At 64.1% G+C, this 16,354-nt stretch carries 17 protein-coding genes and 1 tRNA gene; 6 read left to right on the top strand and 12 right to left on the bottom strand.

What is annotated here, in order from left to right; all coding sequences use genetic code 11:
- Positions 1 to 100: 100 nt before the first annotated feature.
- The gene (locus P6U30_RS16970) at positions 101 to 736 is read left to right on the top strand and encodes an NYN domain-containing protein (RefSeq protein WP_407152139.1); all 636 of its coding nucleotides are present in this window, start codon (positions 101 to 103) and stop codon (positions 734 to 736) included.
- The gene (locus tag P6U30_RS16965) at positions 717 to 1,376 is read left to right on the top strand and encodes a uracil-DNA glycosylase (RefSeq protein WP_407170060.1); all 660 of its coding nucleotides are present in this window, start codon (positions 717 to 719) and stop codon (positions 1,374 to 1,376) included. The genes P6U30_RS16970 and P6U30_RS16965 overlap by 20 nt, the downstream gene beginning before the upstream one ends.
- Positions 1,377 to 1,568: 192 nt before the next feature.
- On the opposite strand, the gene P6U30_RS16960 is transcribed toward P6U30_RS16965, so the two are convergent.
- From P6U30_RS16960 to dapA, 4 genes are all read right to left on the bottom strand, one after another.
- Positions 1,569 to 2,150: a peroxiredoxin gene (locus P6U30_RS16960; protein WP_407170059.1), complete on the bottom strand. Its 582-nt coding sequence runs from the start codon at positions 2,148 to 2,150 to the stop codon at positions 1,569 to 1,571.
- 103 nt (positions 2,151 to 2,253) lie between these two features.
- Entirely contained in the window at positions 2,254 to 2,730 is a 477-nt protein-coding gene (smpB, locus tag P6U30_RS16955; RefSeq protein WP_212398364.1) for an SsrA-binding protein SmpB, read from the bottom strand.
- Position 2,731: 1 nt separating this feature from the next.
- Positions 2,732 to 3,148 carry a large conductance mechanosensitive channel protein MscL gene (mscL, locus tag P6U30_RS16950; RefSeq protein ID WP_407170469.1) on the bottom strand — a complete coding sequence of 139 codons (417 nt, stop codon included), beginning with the start codon at positions 3,146 to 3,148 and terminating at the stop codon, positions 2,732 to 2,734.
- Between the two features lie 59 nt (positions 3,149 to 3,207).
- Complete coding sequence (dapA, locus tag P6U30_RS16945) at positions 3,208 to 4,098, bottom strand: 4-hydroxy-tetrahydrodipicolinate synthase (RefSeq protein ID WP_407170058.1); 891 nt, start codon at positions 4,096 to 4,098, stop codon at positions 3,208 to 3,210.
- 294 nt (positions 4,099 to 4,392) lie between these two features.
- Between dapA and P6U30_RS16940 the strand changes: the two genes are divergently transcribed.
- Together P6U30_RS16940 and P6U30_RS16935 are read left to right on the top strand one after the other, a co-directional pair.
- Positions 4,393 to 6,858 carry a transglycosylase SLT domain-containing protein gene (locus tag P6U30_RS16940; RefSeq protein ID WP_407170057.1) on the top strand — a complete coding sequence of 822 codons (2,466 nt, stop codon included), beginning with the start codon at positions 4,393 to 4,395 and terminating at the stop codon, positions 6,856 to 6,858.
- Between the two features lie 275 nt (positions 6,859 to 7,133).
- Positions 7,134 to 7,227, top strand: a tRNA-Ser gene (locus tag P6U30_RS16935).
- A 293-nt stretch (positions 7,228 to 7,520) separates the two neighbouring features.
- Here the strand turns inward: P6U30_RS16935 and P6U30_RS16930 are convergent.
- From P6U30_RS16930 to gcvA, 4 genes are all read right to left on the bottom strand, one after another.
- Positions 7,521 to 7,754: a hypothetical protein gene (locus P6U30_RS16930; protein WP_407170056.1), complete on the bottom strand. Its 234-nt coding sequence runs from the start codon at positions 7,752 to 7,754 to the stop codon at positions 7,521 to 7,523.
- 132 nt (positions 7,755 to 7,886) lie between these two features.
- A complete protein-coding gene (locus P6U30_RS16925) occupies positions 7,887 to 8,168 on the bottom strand; it encodes a hypothetical protein (protein WP_407170055.1) in 282 nt (93 codons plus the stop codon).
- Entirely contained in the window at positions 8,165 to 8,434 is a 270-nt protein-coding gene (locus P6U30_RS16920; RefSeq protein WP_407170054.1) for an EamA family transporter, read from the bottom strand. The genes P6U30_RS16925 and P6U30_RS16920 overlap by 4 nt, the downstream gene beginning before the upstream one ends.
- A 16-nt stretch (positions 8,435 to 8,450) precedes the next feature.
- A complete protein-coding gene (gcvA, locus tag P6U30_RS16915) occupies positions 8,451 to 9,353 on the bottom strand; it encodes a transcriptional regulator GcvA (RefSeq protein ID WP_407170053.1) in 903 nt (300 codons plus the stop codon).
- Between the two features lie 202 nt (positions 9,354 to 9,555).
- On the opposite strand from gcvA, the gene P6U30_RS16910 reads away from it, so the two are divergent.
- Together P6U30_RS16910 and P6U30_RS16905 are read left to right on the top strand one after the other, a co-directional pair.
- Positions 9,556 to 10,080 carry a PaaI family thioesterase gene (locus tag P6U30_RS16910; RefSeq protein WP_407170052.1) on the top strand — a complete coding sequence of 175 codons (525 nt, stop codon included), beginning with the start codon at positions 9,556 to 9,558 and terminating at the stop codon, positions 10,078 to 10,080.
- Positions 10,073 to 11,320 carry an MFS transporter gene (locus P6U30_RS16905; protein ID WP_407170051.1) on the top strand — a complete coding sequence of 416 codons (1,248 nt, stop codon included), beginning with the start codon at positions 10,073 to 10,075 and terminating at the stop codon, positions 11,318 to 11,320. Before P6U30_RS16910 ends, P6U30_RS16905 begins: the two co-directional genes overlap by 8 nt.
- Positions 11,321 to 11,546: 226 nt before the next feature.
- Here the strand turns inward: P6U30_RS16905 and P6U30_RS16900 are convergent, their stop codons facing one another.
- The 4 genes from P6U30_RS16900 to P6U30_RS16885 form a co-directional block, all read right to left on the bottom strand.
- Positions 11,547 to 11,813 carry a hypothetical protein gene (locus tag P6U30_RS16900; RefSeq protein WP_407152129.1) on the bottom strand — a complete coding sequence of 89 codons (267 nt, stop codon included), beginning with the start codon at positions 11,811 to 11,813 and terminating at the stop codon, positions 11,547 to 11,549.
- A 462-nt stretch (positions 11,814 to 12,275) separates the two neighbouring features.
- Positions 12,276 to 12,530 carry a hypothetical protein gene (locus P6U30_RS16895; protein ID WP_407170050.1) on the bottom strand — a complete coding sequence of 85 codons (255 nt, stop codon included), beginning with the start codon at positions 12,528 to 12,530 and terminating at the stop codon, positions 12,276 to 12,278.
- Positions 12,531 to 13,342: 812 nt separating this feature from the next.
- A complete protein-coding gene (gene gatB, locus P6U30_RS16890) occupies positions 13,343 to 14,830 on the bottom strand; it encodes an Asp-tRNA(Asn)/Glu-tRNA(Gln) amidotransferase subunit GatB (RefSeq protein ID WP_407170049.1) in 1,488 nt (495 codons plus the stop codon).
- Between the two features lie 98 nt (positions 14,831 to 14,928).
- Entirely contained in the window at positions 14,929 to 16,290 is a 1,362-nt protein-coding gene (locus P6U30_RS16885) for a patatin-like phospholipase family protein (protein WP_407170048.1), read from the bottom strand.
- Positions 16,291 to 16,354: the final 64 nt, after the last annotated feature.

Here is a 16,354-nt window from a genome sequence, read left to right as displayed (position 1 = left end):
TGGGGAAAGATTCACCGAACTTTAGGCAGCAACGCCAGACATTGCGCGCGGTCGCTCGCCGCGGCGCTATGAACACTAACAACCACGCGAGAACACTTTGATGTCGTCACCTGTTTCCAACAAGATCGCGCTCTTCATTGACGGAGCGAATCTTTACGCTACCGCTAAGACGCTGGGGTTCGACATCGACTACAAGCGCCTGCTGAAGGAGTTCCAGGGCCGCGGCACGCTGCTACGAGCATTCTACTATACCGCGATCATCGAGGATCAGGAGTATTCGTCGATCCGCCCGTTGATCGACTGGCTCGATTACAACGGCTACACCGTCGTCACCAAGGCCACCAAGGAATTCATCGACGCCAGCGGGCGTCGCAAGGTCAAGGGCAACATGGACATCGAGCTCGCCGTCGACGCCATGGAACTTGCCGAGCACATCGACCAGATGATTTTGTTCTCCGGCGACGGCGACTTCCGTTCGCTGGTCGAGGCGGTGCAGCGCCGCGGTGTTCGCGTCACCGTGATCTCGACCATCGCCAGTCAGCCGCCGATGATCGCCGACGAATTGCGCCGCCAGGCCGACGTCTTCACCGACCTGGTCGAGCTGCAATCCAAGCTCGGCCGCGATCCGTCCGAACGTCCGGCCCCGCGCGAGCCGCGCCATCACTCGCCGCAATTCCTGCAGCGCGCGACCACCACCGTGGCCCCACGGGGAGCCGATGACGATTTCGACGAGTAGTCTCGTCACTCCATCCACCCGACCCGACAGCAATTGCCCGCTCTGCCCGCGGCTGGCCGACTTTCGCGCGCAGGCCCGTGCGCGTGAGCCGGGCTGGTTCAACTCGCCGGTGGATTCGTTCGGCGATGCCGGTGCGCGGCTGCTGATCGTCGGGCTTGCGCCGGGTCTTCAAGGCGCCAACCGCACCGGCCGCCCCTTCACCGGCGATTACGCCGGTGACCTGCTCTACAGCACGCTGCTTGAGTATGGCTTTGCCCGTGGTGTCTATCAGGCGCGGCCGGACGACGGCCTCAAGCTCGTCGATTGTCGGATCAGCAACGCGGTGCGTTGCGTGCCGCCACAGAACAAGCCGCTGCCTGTGGAGATCAATTGCTGCCGGCAATTTCTGAGCGCGACCATCGCCGCGATGCCGAAGCTGCGCGCGATCGTGCTGCTCGGACGCATCGCGCATGAATCGACGGTGAAGGCGCTGGGGCTTCGCCTGGCCGCAGCGCCGTTTGCGCACGGCGCGGTGCATGTCGCCGGGCAGTTCAAGCTGTACGACAGCTACCATTGCTCGCGCTACAATACGAACACCGGCGTGCTGACGGCCGACATGTTCCGCAAGGTCTTCGCGACCGTGCAGAAGGATCTCGGCTAGCCGGCATACGCGGCTGCCCTGAGCGGACGCCACCTGCACAATTTCGGAATACTAGAAATATACCCCTGAATTGCCCGACGTGTCAAATCGCTTGGTCGAATGCCGGCCGCCGCCGGCTACTTTGCATGGGGTTGTTCTCGATATTTTGGCAGCGCGGCTGCGACGACCCCATAACCTAACCTTCATATTGCTCTAGTCCCCCCGCGGATTGGCCTTCAGCCATGCCAGCACGTCACCGGCACTGCGGTCGGGTGGAAACACCGGATAGAACACGTGCGTAATGCGCGCGTCGTCGATGACCAGCGCGAGCCGCTTGATCAGCGTCAGCCCGGCAACCAACATCGTCGGCAACTTCAGCGCATGTGTCAGCTCCAGCTCCTCGTCCGACAGGACCGGAAACGGCAGATGCAGCCGCGAGGCCATCTCGGTCTGGTACTCATTGCTCTGTGTCGACAGGCCGAACACATGGGCGGCGCCGGCCGACTTCAATTCGGCGAACAGGTCGCGGAACGAGCAGGCCTGCGGCGTGCAGCCCCGCGCGCCGGGGATCATGTCCCAATCGTCAACCAGTCCGATCTTGCCGGGCTCGCCGGTCCGCGGATAGGCGAACACCACGGTGCGCCCCTCGAGCGTCGACAACATTACTGACGTATCGTTGGTCGCGCGCAGCGTGATCGAGGGGATCGTCATGCCGGTCAGGTGCGCCGCGCCGCCATCGTCTGACGGTGCCGGAATCTTGCTCCAGTCGACGTCGGTCAGACTTGGCTGCGTCATGTCACGCTCCAGGAGGCTGCGAATGGTGAAGGGCCCGGCGCGGATGGAAAGAAGGTATGTCCCCTTGCCCTATTCGCCACTCGCCATTCACTGCTCGCCCCAATCATCCCCGCGCCCGCATCAGGCGGCCCTTCTCGCGGCCCCAGTCGCGCTTCTTGACGGTCTCGCGCTTGTCATGGAGCTTCTTGCCCTTGGCAACCGCGAGCAGGAGTTTGGCACGGCCGCGCTCGTTGAAATAGAGCTTCAGCGGGATGAGCGTCATGCCCTCGCGATCGACCGCGCCCAGCAGCTTGTTGATCTGCTTGCGATGCAGCAGCAGCTTGCGCGGCCGCTTCGGCTCGTGGTTGAAGCGGTTGGCCTGGAGATATTCGGGAATGTTGGCGTTGATCAGCCACAACTCGCCGTTCTTGGAGTCCGCATAGGATTCCGCGATCGTGCTCTTGCCGCTGCGGATCGACTTCACCTCGGTGCCGGTCAGCGAGATGCCGGCCTCGACGGTGTCCTCGATCGCGTAGTTGAAGCGGGCCTTGCGGTTCTCGGCAACGACCTTGATCGGGCGCTCGTTCTTGTCAGCGGCCACTTTAGCTCTTCTTGAGGAGATCGCGGATTTCCGTCAGCAGCTCGACCTCGGGAGTCGGCTTCGGCGGCTCCGCGGGTTTCGCTTCTTCCTTGCGCTTGAACTGGCTCATCACGCGGATCACGATGAACAGCACGAAGGCGATGATCAGGAAGTTGATGGTCAGCGTCAGGAAGTTACCATAGGCGAGCACCGCGCCCTGCTTCTTGGCGTCGGCGAGGTTGCTTGCGGTCACATTCTTCGCGAGCGGGATGAAATGGTTGGAGAAGTCGAGGCCGCCGGTGATCGCACCGATGACCGGCATGATGACGTCGCCGACCAGTGAGGTGACGATCGCGCCGAAGGCCGCGCCGATGATGACGGCGACGGCAAGGTCGACGACGTTGCCCTTCATGGCGAACTCGCGGAATTCCTTCAGCATGCCCATCCCCTTCTGTTCGACGTTACGTACCGCGTTGTTCACGACGAGCCCCGCTTGCCTCAGTTGATCAGCCCGGCATGCACCATGGCGCTGCGGACGGCCGCGCGAGTCGACTCGGAGACCGGGACCATCGGCAGGCGCAGCTTCTCGTCCATCTTGCCGAGCAGCGACATCGCGTATTTGACCGGTGCAGGATTGCTCTCAATGAAGAGATTGGTGTGCAACGGCATCAGCTTGTCGTGGATCTTCAGTGCGGTGGCCGCATCACCCTTCTGCCAGGCGGTCTGGAACTCCGAGCAGAGCCGCGGCGCGACGTTCGACGTCACCGAGATGCAGCCATGGCCGCCATGCGCCATGTAGCCGAGAATGGTCGCATCCTCGCCGGACAATTGGTTGAAGTCATCGCCCATCGCCGCGCGCTGCTGCGACACCCGCACCATGCTGGCGGTGGCGTCCTTGACGCCGGCGATGTTCTTCAGCTCGAACAACCGCTTCATGGTGTCGACCGACATATCGATCACCGAGCGCGGCGGGATGTTGTAGATGATGATCGGAATGCCGATCGCGTCGTTGATCGCCTTGAAGTGCTGGTACAGGCCCTCCTGGGTCGGCTTGTTGTAATAGGGCGTCACGACCAGCACGGCGGTCGCGCCTGCCTTCTCGGCATGTTCGGCCAGTTCGATGGCCTCCTTGGTCGAGTTCGAGCCGGCGCCTGCGATCACGGGCACGCGGCCCTTGGCCTCCTCGATGCACCACTCGACCACCCGCTTGTGCTCGTCGTGGCTCAGCGTCGGGCTTTCGCCTGTGGTGCCGACCGGCACCAGACCGTGCGTCCCCTCGGCGATCTGCCAGTTCACGAGGCTGCGGAATGCCGCCTCGTCCACGCCGCCGTTTTTGAAGGGCGTCACCAAGGCAGTGAATGAACCCCGGAATTTTGTCTTGGCTGCCATGGTATTCCTCCAAACGCTTCAGGCTGGCGGCTGGGCTGACGTGTCGTGGTTCTGGCGCGCGTCCTGTTCGCGTGCCGCCAGCCGGGACGCGCGAAAACGCCGTGAATGCCAACTCATATCGGGTCTGGCGCAGGGACGAAAGGGCCGCATCGTACCTATCCCGGCCGCGATTTTGCCGTGGTGCTGGCGCAAACAGCCGCACCAGCGACGCTTTTAGCATTTTGTCCACATATTCAATCAAATAAGAATTCATGGCGCGAACGATCAGGTGATTCGACGCCGCAGGGGGCCTCCGTGATCCGTTCCGCCCGCGCAAACACCTTGCGATCAACCGCACTGGCGACGAGCCTGGTGCTTGCTGTCGGCCTTGCCGCTATCACGGCCGATGCATGGGCCGCCGCGGATGTTCCGCCGCCGGCGACCGACAACGCCGCCTCCAAGACCACCGCGCCCAAGATTGCGGTACCCAAGACTGCTGCTCCCAAGCCGGCCGCTTCAAAGTCAACCGCAACCAAGCACGGCGCTGCGACGACCAATGCAGCCAAGACGGAAGCAGCCAAGACCGACGGAACCACGCCGACCTCTTCCAGATCCAGCACGGTCAAGACGGACGGTCACAAGACCGTTCCTTCCAAGACGACCGATTCCAAGAACACGGCGTCCAAGACCACTGCGTCAAAGACCACCACGCCCAAAACCATCGCGCCCAGGGCCGCTGCGCCGGTTAGTCCGCCGAACAAGCCGGCGCACGCCGCCCGTGCCGGCGCCCCCGCACTGGTTCCGGCCACCCGCCAGCACGTCGCACCTGCGGTGCGCGGCAAGCCTGTGCTGCCGGCGGCCGTCGCTGCGACGTCATCGACGTCGCAGGGGGACAAGGAGGCACTCAAGACCATCGTCGAGCTCTTGCGCAAACGCAGGCCCGGCGACGCGACCGACGCCGAGTCCTCGATCTCCGATCCGGTCGCACGCAAGCTTGCGGAATGGCTCATCCTGCGCAGCGAGGACAATGGCGCTTCCGTCGAACGCTACCGCAGCTTCCTCGATGCCAATCCAAGCTGGCCCTCGCAGACCTTCCTTCGCCGCCGCATCGAGGCCTCGCTGTGGGACGATCGCCGGGATGACTCCGCCGTCTGGACCTGGTTCCAGAATGAATCGCCGATCTCGGCGAAAGGCCGTCTTGCGCTGGCCAAGGCGATGATCGCGCGCGGTGACCGTGCCAATGCCGAGCGCCTGGTGCGGGAGGCTTGGCGCAACGACCCGATGAGCGAGGACACCGAGAGCCTCGCGCTCGATCTGTTTGGGTCGTTCCTGACCGCCGGCGACCACAAGGCGCGCATGGACGGCATGCTCTACGGCACCGACAACGAGGCCGCCGGCCTGCGCGCGGCAAAACGTCTCGGCTCCGGCTATGTGGCGCTGGCGAAGGCGCGCATCGCGGCCAACCGCAAGGCGTCGAACCTGCGCGCGCTGCTCGAGGCGGTGCCGCGCGAATTGACCGGCGATACCGGCTACCTCTTCGCAAAGATCCAGCTGCTCCGACGTGAGGAGAAATTCGCCGAAGCCGCGCAATTGATGATGAGCGCGCCGAGGGAACCCGCGCGCCTCTACAATGTCGATGAATGGTGGATCGAGCGCCGACTGCTGGCGCGCAAGATGCTCGACGTCGGCCAGTACCGCACTGCCTATCTGATCGCGCGCGACGCGGCGCTGCCGACCCGCGACATCTACAAGACCGAGCAGGAATTCACCTCGGGCTGGATTGCGCTCCGCTTCCTCAACGATCCGGCGGTCGCAGCGCAGCACTTCGCGCGGATCGGCGTCGGCAGCGTCAACCCGACCGCGCTCGCGCGCGCCGGCTACTGGCAGGGCCGCGCCGCGGAAGCCGCCGGCCGTGGCCAGGAAGCGCGCGCCGCCTATGCGCGCGCGGCCGAGCAGTCGACCAGCTATTACGGCCAGCTCGCGCGCGCCAAGCTGGGCCTGCCCCAGATCGAACTCAACGGCGTGCCGCGTGGCCGCGGCGCCGAGCGGCTGGAGATCGTGCGCGCCGCAGCGCTGCTCTACGACATCGGCGAGCGCGAGCTGGCGATCCCGATTTACAGCGATCAGGGCGACAATGGCGATCCGGAAGCCCTCGCCGGCCTCGGCGAATTGACCGCACGCCACGGCGATGCGCGCGGCATGCTGCTCTTGGGCAAGGCCGCGCTCAATCGCGGCCTGCCGTTCGACCACTACGCCTATCCGATCAACGGAATCCCCTCCTTCAGACAGGTCGGTCCGGAGGTCGAGCCGAGCATCGTCTATGCTATCGCGCGCCAGGAAAGCGCTTTCAATCCCGCCGTGGTATCGCCGGCGCAGGCCTATGGACTCATGCAGGTGACGCCGGAGGCCGGCCGCTATGTCTGCAAGCGCGCCGGCATCGGGTTCGACCTCAGCCGGATGAAGACCGATCCGGTCTACAACGCGATGCTTGGCGCGGCCGAGCTCGGCGGCCTGCTCGAGGACTACCGCGGCTCCTACATCCTGACCTTTGCCGCCTACAACGCCGGGCGTGGCAGCGTGCGGAAGTGGATCGAGCGCTACGGCGATCCACGCGATCCGAAGGTCGACGCGGTCGACTGGGTCGAGCTGATTCCATTCTCGGAGACGCGGAATTACGTCCAGCGGATCATGGAGAACCTGCAGGTCTATCGCGCCCGGTTCGGCGGTGGAACCAAGCTGCAGATCGAAGCCGACCTGCGCCGCGGCGCCAGCCTCGAATGAGCTGACGAAGAGGGTTTTCAACAACCTGTCCGGCAGATGTCCGAACACGGCGCAAAGTCGCCACGTAAACCATTGTTGAAAATAGAATTTTTGCGAACTTGAACAGTCACTGGACAACCGGGCCCACGCCGGCGGAGAGGCAAGCTGGCGGACCGTTTGTGCCCGATCCGGCCCTACGGCCCGACACCCAAGTCCGAGCTGCCATCAAATCATCTTGCCGTAATCTGAATCTGCCGCTTGCGGCCCAGCGCCCTCTCGGGCATATCGGCGCCACTGGAGACGTGGCCGAGTGGCTGAAGGCGGCGGTTTGCTAAACCGTTATAGGCTTGTAAAGGCCTATCGAGGGTTCGAATCCCTCCGTCTCCGCCAGCCGCATTACAATTCCTTCGATCGGGAGACTGGACGCCGCGATCACGTGGTGCGTCCGAACAACCTTGCCTCCGTTTGCGCGCCTCAGAGGTCGAAATCCAGCAGACCCAAGATGTATCCGAGTGCGAAGTCCAGCCCGATCGCGCTCACTAGCATCGCTAGAATCAGCATCTTCCCGGTCATAACCGCCTCCATGCGATGTCGCCACTCTCCAACCGCTATGGTTAACCGATGGTTGCACGCCGTCCCCATCGGAGTTGCGACCTTGCGACGCGGTCACCTGACGGGACGCGTTACCTCGGGAAACAGGCCCGCATCTGCCGGTGCCAGACATAATCCGCCGGACACGGCGGGCGAGGATGAGATCCCGCGGGGCATTCATTCCAGACGCGCGCCCCCGTGCCCCAGCCGTCCACGACACACGCACCGTGGACCGTCGGATGGCAGCCAGGCCCGCACCAGGTCATCGCCGCCGCCGGGCCGATGCCGAGCATGAGCATCGAGACAACCATCAACAGAGCTTTCATCGGCCCCTCCCGGCCTGGTGAATGTGAAGTCGCAGCCTCGTGCCGTTCGAATGTCGATAACGGCGCGCATGCGAGTTGAGTTCCCAGGAGGTCCCGCGCAGATGGCCGGCCAGCGCCGCAATGATTGCTCAATCACGTAGAGCCCTTCTCAACGGCCGCTGGAGGGCTTGCGCGGCGGCAACGCCAAGCAGCGCCAGGCCGCCGCAGCGGCACAGGCGTTGCGAGGAAGGCGCGAAACATGATCGCCAGCGCGCAAAGCGCCAGCATATAGGTGGATTGCCATCCGGTGATCGGCAGGCTCCATCGCTTCAGCAGCACGCCGTACAGCGCGTAGATGATCGCCGCGAGCAGCATCAGGACATCGCCCGCGTGCACGCCGTCGCGCAACAGCGACGACACCTCACCGCCGCTCACGAGATAAACGAGACCACGAACGACAGCGGCGCGCCGCACACCATCCCGAGCGTCGGCGCCTCGCCCAGCAATGCGGAGCTGGGCCCGACCGTCAGCGGTGGCGTGAGCGCGGTGAACACTGCCATGTTGGTCGCGGTCGTCGTTTCGGCCGCCAGATACGACAGACGCTGGAACAGGCACATCGCGAGGAAGCCGAGGACGGCGAGCTGTCCGATGTGCGGCCAGATCGCGAGCCGGTTGCGCAAGCACTTCGGTGTGCCGCCCAATGCGTTCTATCGATAGCTACGGCTCGACGGCGGCCGATTGCGCTGCAGGTCCCAATATCCACTCCCGGAACGCTGCGATCTTCGGGAGCCCCTGCTTGTTGTCCGGGCACACCAGGTAATAGGCGAACTCTTCCATCTGCGTGGTTTGCACGAGCTGGATCAGCTCGCCGCTGCGGATTTCGTTCTCGACCATCGCGGCCGGCAGCAGGCCCGCGCCCTGCCCCGACATCACGGCTTTCAAGAGCAGGCCCGTGTCGTCGAAGGACGGTCCGCGCGGCACGCGAACCTCCGCGACGCCGTTGGTCTGAAACCACAGGCTCCAGCCCTTGCGATCGGCGTCGTGGACCTGCGGCCAGCGCGCGAGATCGGCGGGTGATGCGGGCCGCCCGAGGCGCGCCACCAGCGACGGAGCCGCGACCACCACCATCTCGACCGTCACAACGCGGTCACTACGCAGTCCCGGATAGCGGCCGAGCCCGTGACGCACCGCGACGTCGACGCCGCTGCGCGAAAAGTCCACCAGCGCGCTGCTGGTGACGATCTGCAGATCGATCTCGGGATGCGCGCGCTGAAACGACGCCATGCGCGGCACCAGCCACGCCGACGCAAAAAACGGCGTGACGCTGACCGTGAGCGTGCCGACGTCGTTTGACGCGGCGACGCGACGCGACGCTTCGGCGATCTGGCGAAAGGCATTGCGGATCGATGGCAGATAGTCGCGCCCGGCGTCGGTGAGATAGATGCCGCGCGGCACGCGCTCGAACAGTTGCACGCCGAGGTGAGCTTCCAGCGTCTTGAGCATCTGGCTGACCGCGCCCGGCGTCACGCACAGCTCCTCGGCCGCGAGCTTCACCGAGAGATGACGCGCGGCAGCCTCAAACGCCTTCAGCGCATTCAGTGGCGGAACTTTCTGACTCATGATTTAGATTTTCTAATCGATTGCGAACAGCAATTCTGGTTTGCGATCCTCAACCTCTCAACTCATATCAGCCTAACTCGTCGGACGTAGCTGCGTCAACGCGGAGAAGCCGCGTGATAAAGATTAGATTTTCTACGTTACATACAACGCCCCAATGCGGTCCGGGTGCCGGACGCGTTGCGTGCTGGATGGAGCGCCGGACATGACTGATGCCCCCGATAGACTCGCCATCCACGGTCCCACCGGCGGTGCTGATGCAACCACGCTGGTCGATCACATCAATGCATTGCAGGCGGGAAGTTTACCCGGCCTGCTGGAGTTTCAATGGACCGAAGCCGGGAAAGGCCGCGTCCGCGGCCGCTTCGACGTCGCGAAGAAGCACTTCTCGCCACATGGCCTTCTGCACGGCGCAACCATCGTCGCGCTGGCTGACTCCGCATGCGGATTCGGCTGTCTCGCGTCATTGCCGGAGGGCGCCACCGGCTTTGCCACCGGTGAGCTGAAGACGAACTTCATCGGCGCCGCGCGCGAAGGCGTCGTGAGTTGCGAAGCGCGCCTCGTGCATGCCGGACGCATGACCCAGGTCTGGGATGCCGAGATCCGGAGCGAGGTGACTGAACGGACTATCGCGCTGTTTCGCTGCACCCAGATGCTGCTCTATCCGCCCGCCGATGCTGTCGGCCGCGCGGCACCACCCAGCAATCATGAGGAGCGCCATCATGCATAGCGCACAACCAACAACAAAGCTGTTCTACGGCTGGCTCGTCGTGGCCGCCGCCTTCGTCGTGACGTTCGTCGGCTTCGGCAGCGCCTACACCTTCTCGTCTTTCGTGGAATCCCTGCAACGCGATTTCGGCGCCTCGCGCGGCTCGGTGTCGCTGGTCTTCTCCCTCGCGGGCTTCCTCTATTTCGGTCTCGGCGTGATCTCCGGACCACTCGCCGATCGCTGGGGCGCGCGCAAGCTCGCTGCACTCGGCATGGCGCTGGTCGGACTCGGGCTCATGCTCGCGAGCCAGGCGCAGACGATCGTCCAGGTCTATGCCGCCTACGGTATCGGCATCGGGGCCGGCGTCGGCTGCGCCTATGTCCCGACACTCGGGGCGGTACAGCGCTGGTTCGTCAAGCGGCGCGGCTTTGCATCGGGACTGGCGGTCAGCGGGATCGGCGTGGGCACGCTGGTGATGCCGCCGCTCGCGACGTGGCTGATCGCAAGCCTCGGGTGGCGCGACGCCTATCTCGTGCTGGGCATCCTCGCCGTCATCACCGGCGTCGGGTCGTCGCTGTTTATCGCGGACGATCCGCGCCGCCACGGCACCGGACCGGACGGTGACCCGCTCGGCTCGATGTCGAGCGCGCCGGTCCGCCAAGGCGTCTCGATCGGCGAGGCGGTGCGAACGCCGCGCTTCGCCGGTCTCTATGCGGCGTGTCTGATCAGCGCATTCGGAGTGTTCGTCCCCTTCGTGCATCTGGTGCCTTTTGCTGTCGACCACCACGTGACATCAGCGCTCGCGGTGCTGCTGCTCGGGATGATCGGCGTCGGCAGCACGGCCGGCCGCTTCGTCCTGGGGAGCATCGCCGACCGCATCGGCCGCGATACGTTCCTTATCGCGATGTATGTCGGGATGGCGGTTTCGCTGGCGATCTGGGCGATCGCCGGTGGGTTCTGGTCACTCACGATCTTCGCGCTGCTGTTCGGGGTGTTCTATGGCGGTTGGGTCGCGATCCTGCCCGCCGTCGTCACCGACCATTTCGGCGGCCGCAATGTCGGCGGCATCATCGGCATCCTCTACACCAGCGTCGCAATCGGGACGCTGCTGGGCCCGAGCGCCGCGGGCTTCGCGTTCGACGTCAGCCACAGCTATTTCATCCCGGTGGCGATCAGCGCGGCGGCCAACGTCGCGGCCGCCTTCATCGCGATGGCGACGCTGCGAACCGACTCGCCGATTGCCTCGGTGGCCGTGCCGTGAGGCTGTGCAGAACGCTCCGTGGCGTGGTGTGGGACAGTCCGACACGTATCGCGCAGCGTTGGCAGGACGCCGCTGACATAGCTCGAACATATCCTGGAGATCGCGGACGAGATCCTGCCCCGCGAACGCGAGTAGCTGGCGTTATGATGGCGGTGATCTATGCGGCGTGATGCTGGTTCTAAGATCGCGAAGGGAGCCGGCGGGGCCCCTTATCAAGGTCGATCCGTTAGTTCGTCGTCATCCAGTCGCGGGCCTCGCGTTGGGCGATCGCGATCTCGACGTCGGACATCTGCTCGGCGACTTCGCGGCGCAGCGCGATCGCCTCGGTGCGCCCCTTGAGGGCTGCCAGGTTGAACCATTTGTGCGCCGCGACGAGATTGACGACGCCGGAGCGACCGCTCGCCCAATACAATCCGCGCTCGAACAGCACGTCCTGGATCGCAGTCGCTGCGACCGGAACGGCCGTCTCCTGATCGATCACCCCCTGAAACACCGTTGCAACTCCCCTTTTCTTGTTGACCGCACTCCCCCGAGCGCGGCCCCCGTCCACTGTCCAAAACGCCTGTCTGCCTCCGCGCTGATCCGCCGGATCATGCGCCCGCCGTTTGTCGGCTTGTTGGGGAGATCATGCCGCTCAAGTTTGAAGAGCGGTTTAAGTATCGCGATGAACGGGATGTAAATTGGGGGCGAGCGCCGTAATTTCAGGAATCGCAGAAGTGCCTGTGCCACAAGCACTTCCTTGCATTCGTGAACGCCGGTTTACCCTTGCTTTTCGGACAACGATAACCATTGCCGACAATGGCAACGTGCCACGCCGTGCCGACGTCACAGCCACCGCGCGCGGTCGGTTTGGAGTTTCAGGCCAGCGGCGGTTCACGACCGGCCGGTGGCTCGGCGTCACGGCACGTCTGCCGCGAACGCTCAGGGAACGCGGGGCCGCTTGGCTGAAAGACGATCAGAACTGGACTTTGGGGAAATAGGGCGCCGGAGCGCGGACTGCGCGGGCCGCCGGAACGAGGGGGTCGGCGAACACGTCAGGATCAGATTTCACTTGGGCATTCCCGCCGGTGAAATTGCGGAACCAAGAGAGTTCCGCACCGAACGAAGAAATCTCTCGTTTCTTCTGCCGGACCGGTTTTGGAAAGAGAAGCTTCCCGAAATACGATCCAGCCGTTTGACCTGATGTCTCGCCGACACCCTCTTTCGTCAACCAGAGCCTCGCGCGGCATTTGCCTCTCAGCACCCTGCCCGGTGGCTCTCGCGACGTGCCGGCATCAAGCTGCCGGCAATCCTCTCGAGGCGAGAGGCTTACTTCTTCTTCTTGGCGACCTTGCGGGTCTTCTTCGCAGTCTTCTTCACTGCGCTCTTCGCCTTCTTCGCCTTCTTAGCCTTCTTAGCCATGTTGCCCTCCAGTATGTGAGATGGCTCTTACTTCGCTGCGTGCACTCGGGAATCGAAATGCACTTCTTTCCGAATACACCAACAGGCCAAAAAAAACAGTGTCCCGCTTAAGGAAGTGTTGACGCAGCGATGGGTGTAGGCGCAGCGCACGCCATCGAACAAATCGATGATGCGCAAGCGCGACGATGCAAGAAGTGCAGCAGCCGTCGACATCGGCATTTGTCAATATCGCAGGAAACGCCCGTTTTGCAGGCACTTCTTGAATTCGCATTTAGTCGATCGACGCACGATCGTTGTCACGTTGAGTCGTTGACGATGTCGGAATGCAGAACGCTGACGCCTCCGAGTCGCAATCTTTGGCAACGAAAAAAATTTCGTGGGAAAGACGCCCTTCGCCTCGTTTGAGGTCATCGAGACCCGCTTCGAGGACGAATCGCGGCTTGGGCGATTCGGCGGGACGGTCGTCATCGCGACGACGAACGGAGGGTGTGAGGCGCGATCACAGTGCGATCACGCGCGCGCGACGACGCCGAAACAGACGTTGCGAGAGCATGATCCGGAAGCGCGAGACCGCTCTCGGGAAGGATCATGCTCAGGAGACGACGATGTCGTCTCGTCCGTTCAAATCCCGAGCTTGGACTTGAGCAGGTCGTTCACCGCCTGCGGGTTCGCCTTGCCGCCGGACGACTTCATCACCTGGCCGACGAACCATCCAACCATCTGCGGCTTCGCCTTGGCCTGCGCGACCTTGTCCGGATTGGCCGCGATGATCTCGTCGACCACCTTTTCGATCGCGCCGAGATCGGTGACCTGCTTCATGCCGCGCGTCTCGACAAGCTCGCGCGGATCGCCGCCTTCCTGCCAGACGATCTCGAACAAGTCCTTGGCGATCTTGCCGGAAATCGTCCCCTCGCCGATCAGATCGACGATCGCGCCGAGCTGCGCGGCCGACACCGGCGACGACGCAATGTCGCGGCTCTCCTTGTTCAGGCGGCCGAACAGCTCGTTGATCACCCAGTTGGCGGCGAGCTTGCCGTCGCGCGCCTTGTCAGCGAGGCCGGACAGCACCGTCTCGTAGAAGTCAGCGCTTTCGCGCTCGGCGACCAGCACGCTCGCATCGTAGAGCGACAGACCGAAGCCCGTAATAAACCGGGTCTTCTTTTGATCTGGCAGCTCCGGCAGATGCGCCTTGAGATCGTCGACGAAGGCCTGGCTGAACTGGAGCGGCAGCAGATCCGGATCCGGGAAGTAACGGTAGTCGTGCGCCTCCTCCTTGGTGCGCATCGAACGCGTCTCGCCCTTGTTGGGATCGAACAGACGGGTCTCCTGCTCGATGCTGCCGCCATCCTCGATGATATCGATCTGGCGCCGCGCCTCATACTCGATCGCCTGGCCGATGAAGTTAACCGAGTTCATGTTCTTGATCTCGCAGCGGGTGCCGAACGCGGTCTCGCCGTAGCGGCGCACCGACACGTTGACGTCGGCGCGCAGGCTGCCCTTCTCCATGTCGCCATCGCAGGTGCCGAGGTAGCGCAGGATCGAGCGCAGCTTGCTCACGTACGCCTTGGCCTGCTCGGCATCGCGAATGTCGGGCTTGGAGACAATCTCCATCAATGCCACGCCGCAGCGATTGAGGTCGACATAGGACATCGTGGGTGACTGATCGTGCAGCAACTTGCCGGCATCCTGCTCCAGATGCAGCCGCTCAATCCCAACCGTCACGCTTCGGCCGCCGTCGAGCTCTAGCAGCACCTCGCCCTCGCCGACGATCGGCGACTTGTACTGGCTGATCTGGTAGCCCTGCGGCGAGTCCGGGTAGAAATAGTTCTTGCGATCGAACACCGAGCGCAGATTGATCTTCGCATTCAGTCCGAGACCGGTACGCACCGCCTGGCGGACGCACTCCTCGTTGATGACGGGCAGCATGCCCGGCATCGCGGCGTCGACCAGCGAGACATGGGAATTGGGATCGCCGCCGAACGCGGTCGATGCGCCCGAGAACAGCTTTGAGCTCGAGGTGACCTGGGCATGGACCTCCATGCCGATCACGACCTCCCAGTCGCCGGTCGCGCCTTTGATCAGTTTGTGGGGTGCGGCAGATGCGGTCATGGATCTCGTTTTCCGGATAAAGTGATATCTGGGATGAACTGGGCTTCGCGCAACCGACCGCGGCAGTCAAGCCGCCCCGGGGGCTGATTTGCCGCCGGTCAGAGGCCGCGCCGGAACGATTGATACGCCGTGCTCGAACGCAGGGCATCTGCCCCGCCCGCGATCAACTGATCGACCTGCTCAGGCGGCAGCGAAAACCGCGTCGGGATGGCATTGAGGATGCCGGCGCGCTCCGGTCCCAGCCGGTCGAAGCCCAGACGTTCGATATAGATGCCGACGTCGCCGCACTTCCAGTTCGCGCCGACGCCGAGCCGGCTGCGATCTGCTGCCGACAGGCCGCAGCGCCAGCGCTTGAGCTTGCCCGACCAGTCGTTGGCGAGCGCGGTGAATGCGGCGTAGCTCGAGCGCACGCTGGCATCGATCGCGGTGTCGGCAGCCGCGGCCACCAGTTCGACGCCGTTCGGCCCTTCAACCGTCTGCACGAAGTCGCCGGACACGCCGCGACCGGCATCGACGACCAGGAACAGGATGCGCCGCAGCTTTGCCGCCTGCCGTTCGCTGAGCGGTTCATACGGCCGCTGTGCGGCGAGCAGCCCGATGCTCAACCCCGACAAGCCGAAATTGTCGACCAGGCCGCCGTCGAGCAGCTTGACGTAACGCATCGAGCCATCGCGGTAGCGTGCCAGCGCTTCGGCAAATGAGTGCAGCAGCGGCTGCGCATTCGGATCATTGCGCACCCGCTCGAGCCAGGGCGGCAGGGGTGCAGAACAGCCGCCGGGATAGGTCTCCAGCACGATCGGCGCGAACGCCAGCGGCACCGCGGCGGATGCCGCGATCGCTTCGGCGACGCGATAGGAACGAATGTCGCTGCACAGCGCGTCGAAGGAGGTCTTGCCGAACACGAAGGGCGTGCGGTTGTAGATGTCGGACGCATTGATCCAGACCCGCGGCCGGCGATCGTCGGGCAATGCGTCGAAGCGCGCGCCATCGAACAGGTTGCGATCGAGCCAATCGGTGAACTGGCTGTCGTTGACGCCACCACCCAACGCGCGCCCGATATTGCCGAGCGAGACCCGGGTCTTCAGTCCCTCTTCGGCGTTGCGCAGCAGGAAGCGTTCGCGGAAATCGTCGAGCGCGGCCCGACGTTTCAGGCCGAAATAGGCGGCGGTGACCGATCCGCCCGATACGCCGGAAACGAAGTCGACGCGGTCGAGCAGCGTCTTGGTGCCGGCCACGCTGGAGCGCACGCGGTCGAGCTCCTGCAGCACGCCGAAGGAAAACGCGGCGGCGCGCGTGCCGCCGCCGGAGAACGACAGCGCCAGCAGCACGTCGTCCTGGTAGTCGGGAATGTCGCGGGCGATCGCATTGTCGGCGAGCGCCATGCCGAGCGGCGCGTTGCCGGGCAGATTGTAGACGGTCGCGCAGCCCGCAAGGCTCACCGCTACCACGGCCACCAGCATCGCTGACAGCCATCCCCCTCTACCCGACCCACGCACGATTACTCTCTAACTGGCCCCCGCCTTG

It is taken from the genome of Bradyrhizobium sp. ORS 111 (genome assembly GCF_045571485.1).
Lineage (GTDB): Bacteria > Pseudomonadota > Alphaproteobacteria > Rhizobiales > Xanthobacteraceae > Bradyrhizobium.
The sequence above is the reverse complement of the archived record's forward strand: the minus strand, read 5'-3'. Positions and strand labels throughout refer to the sequence as shown.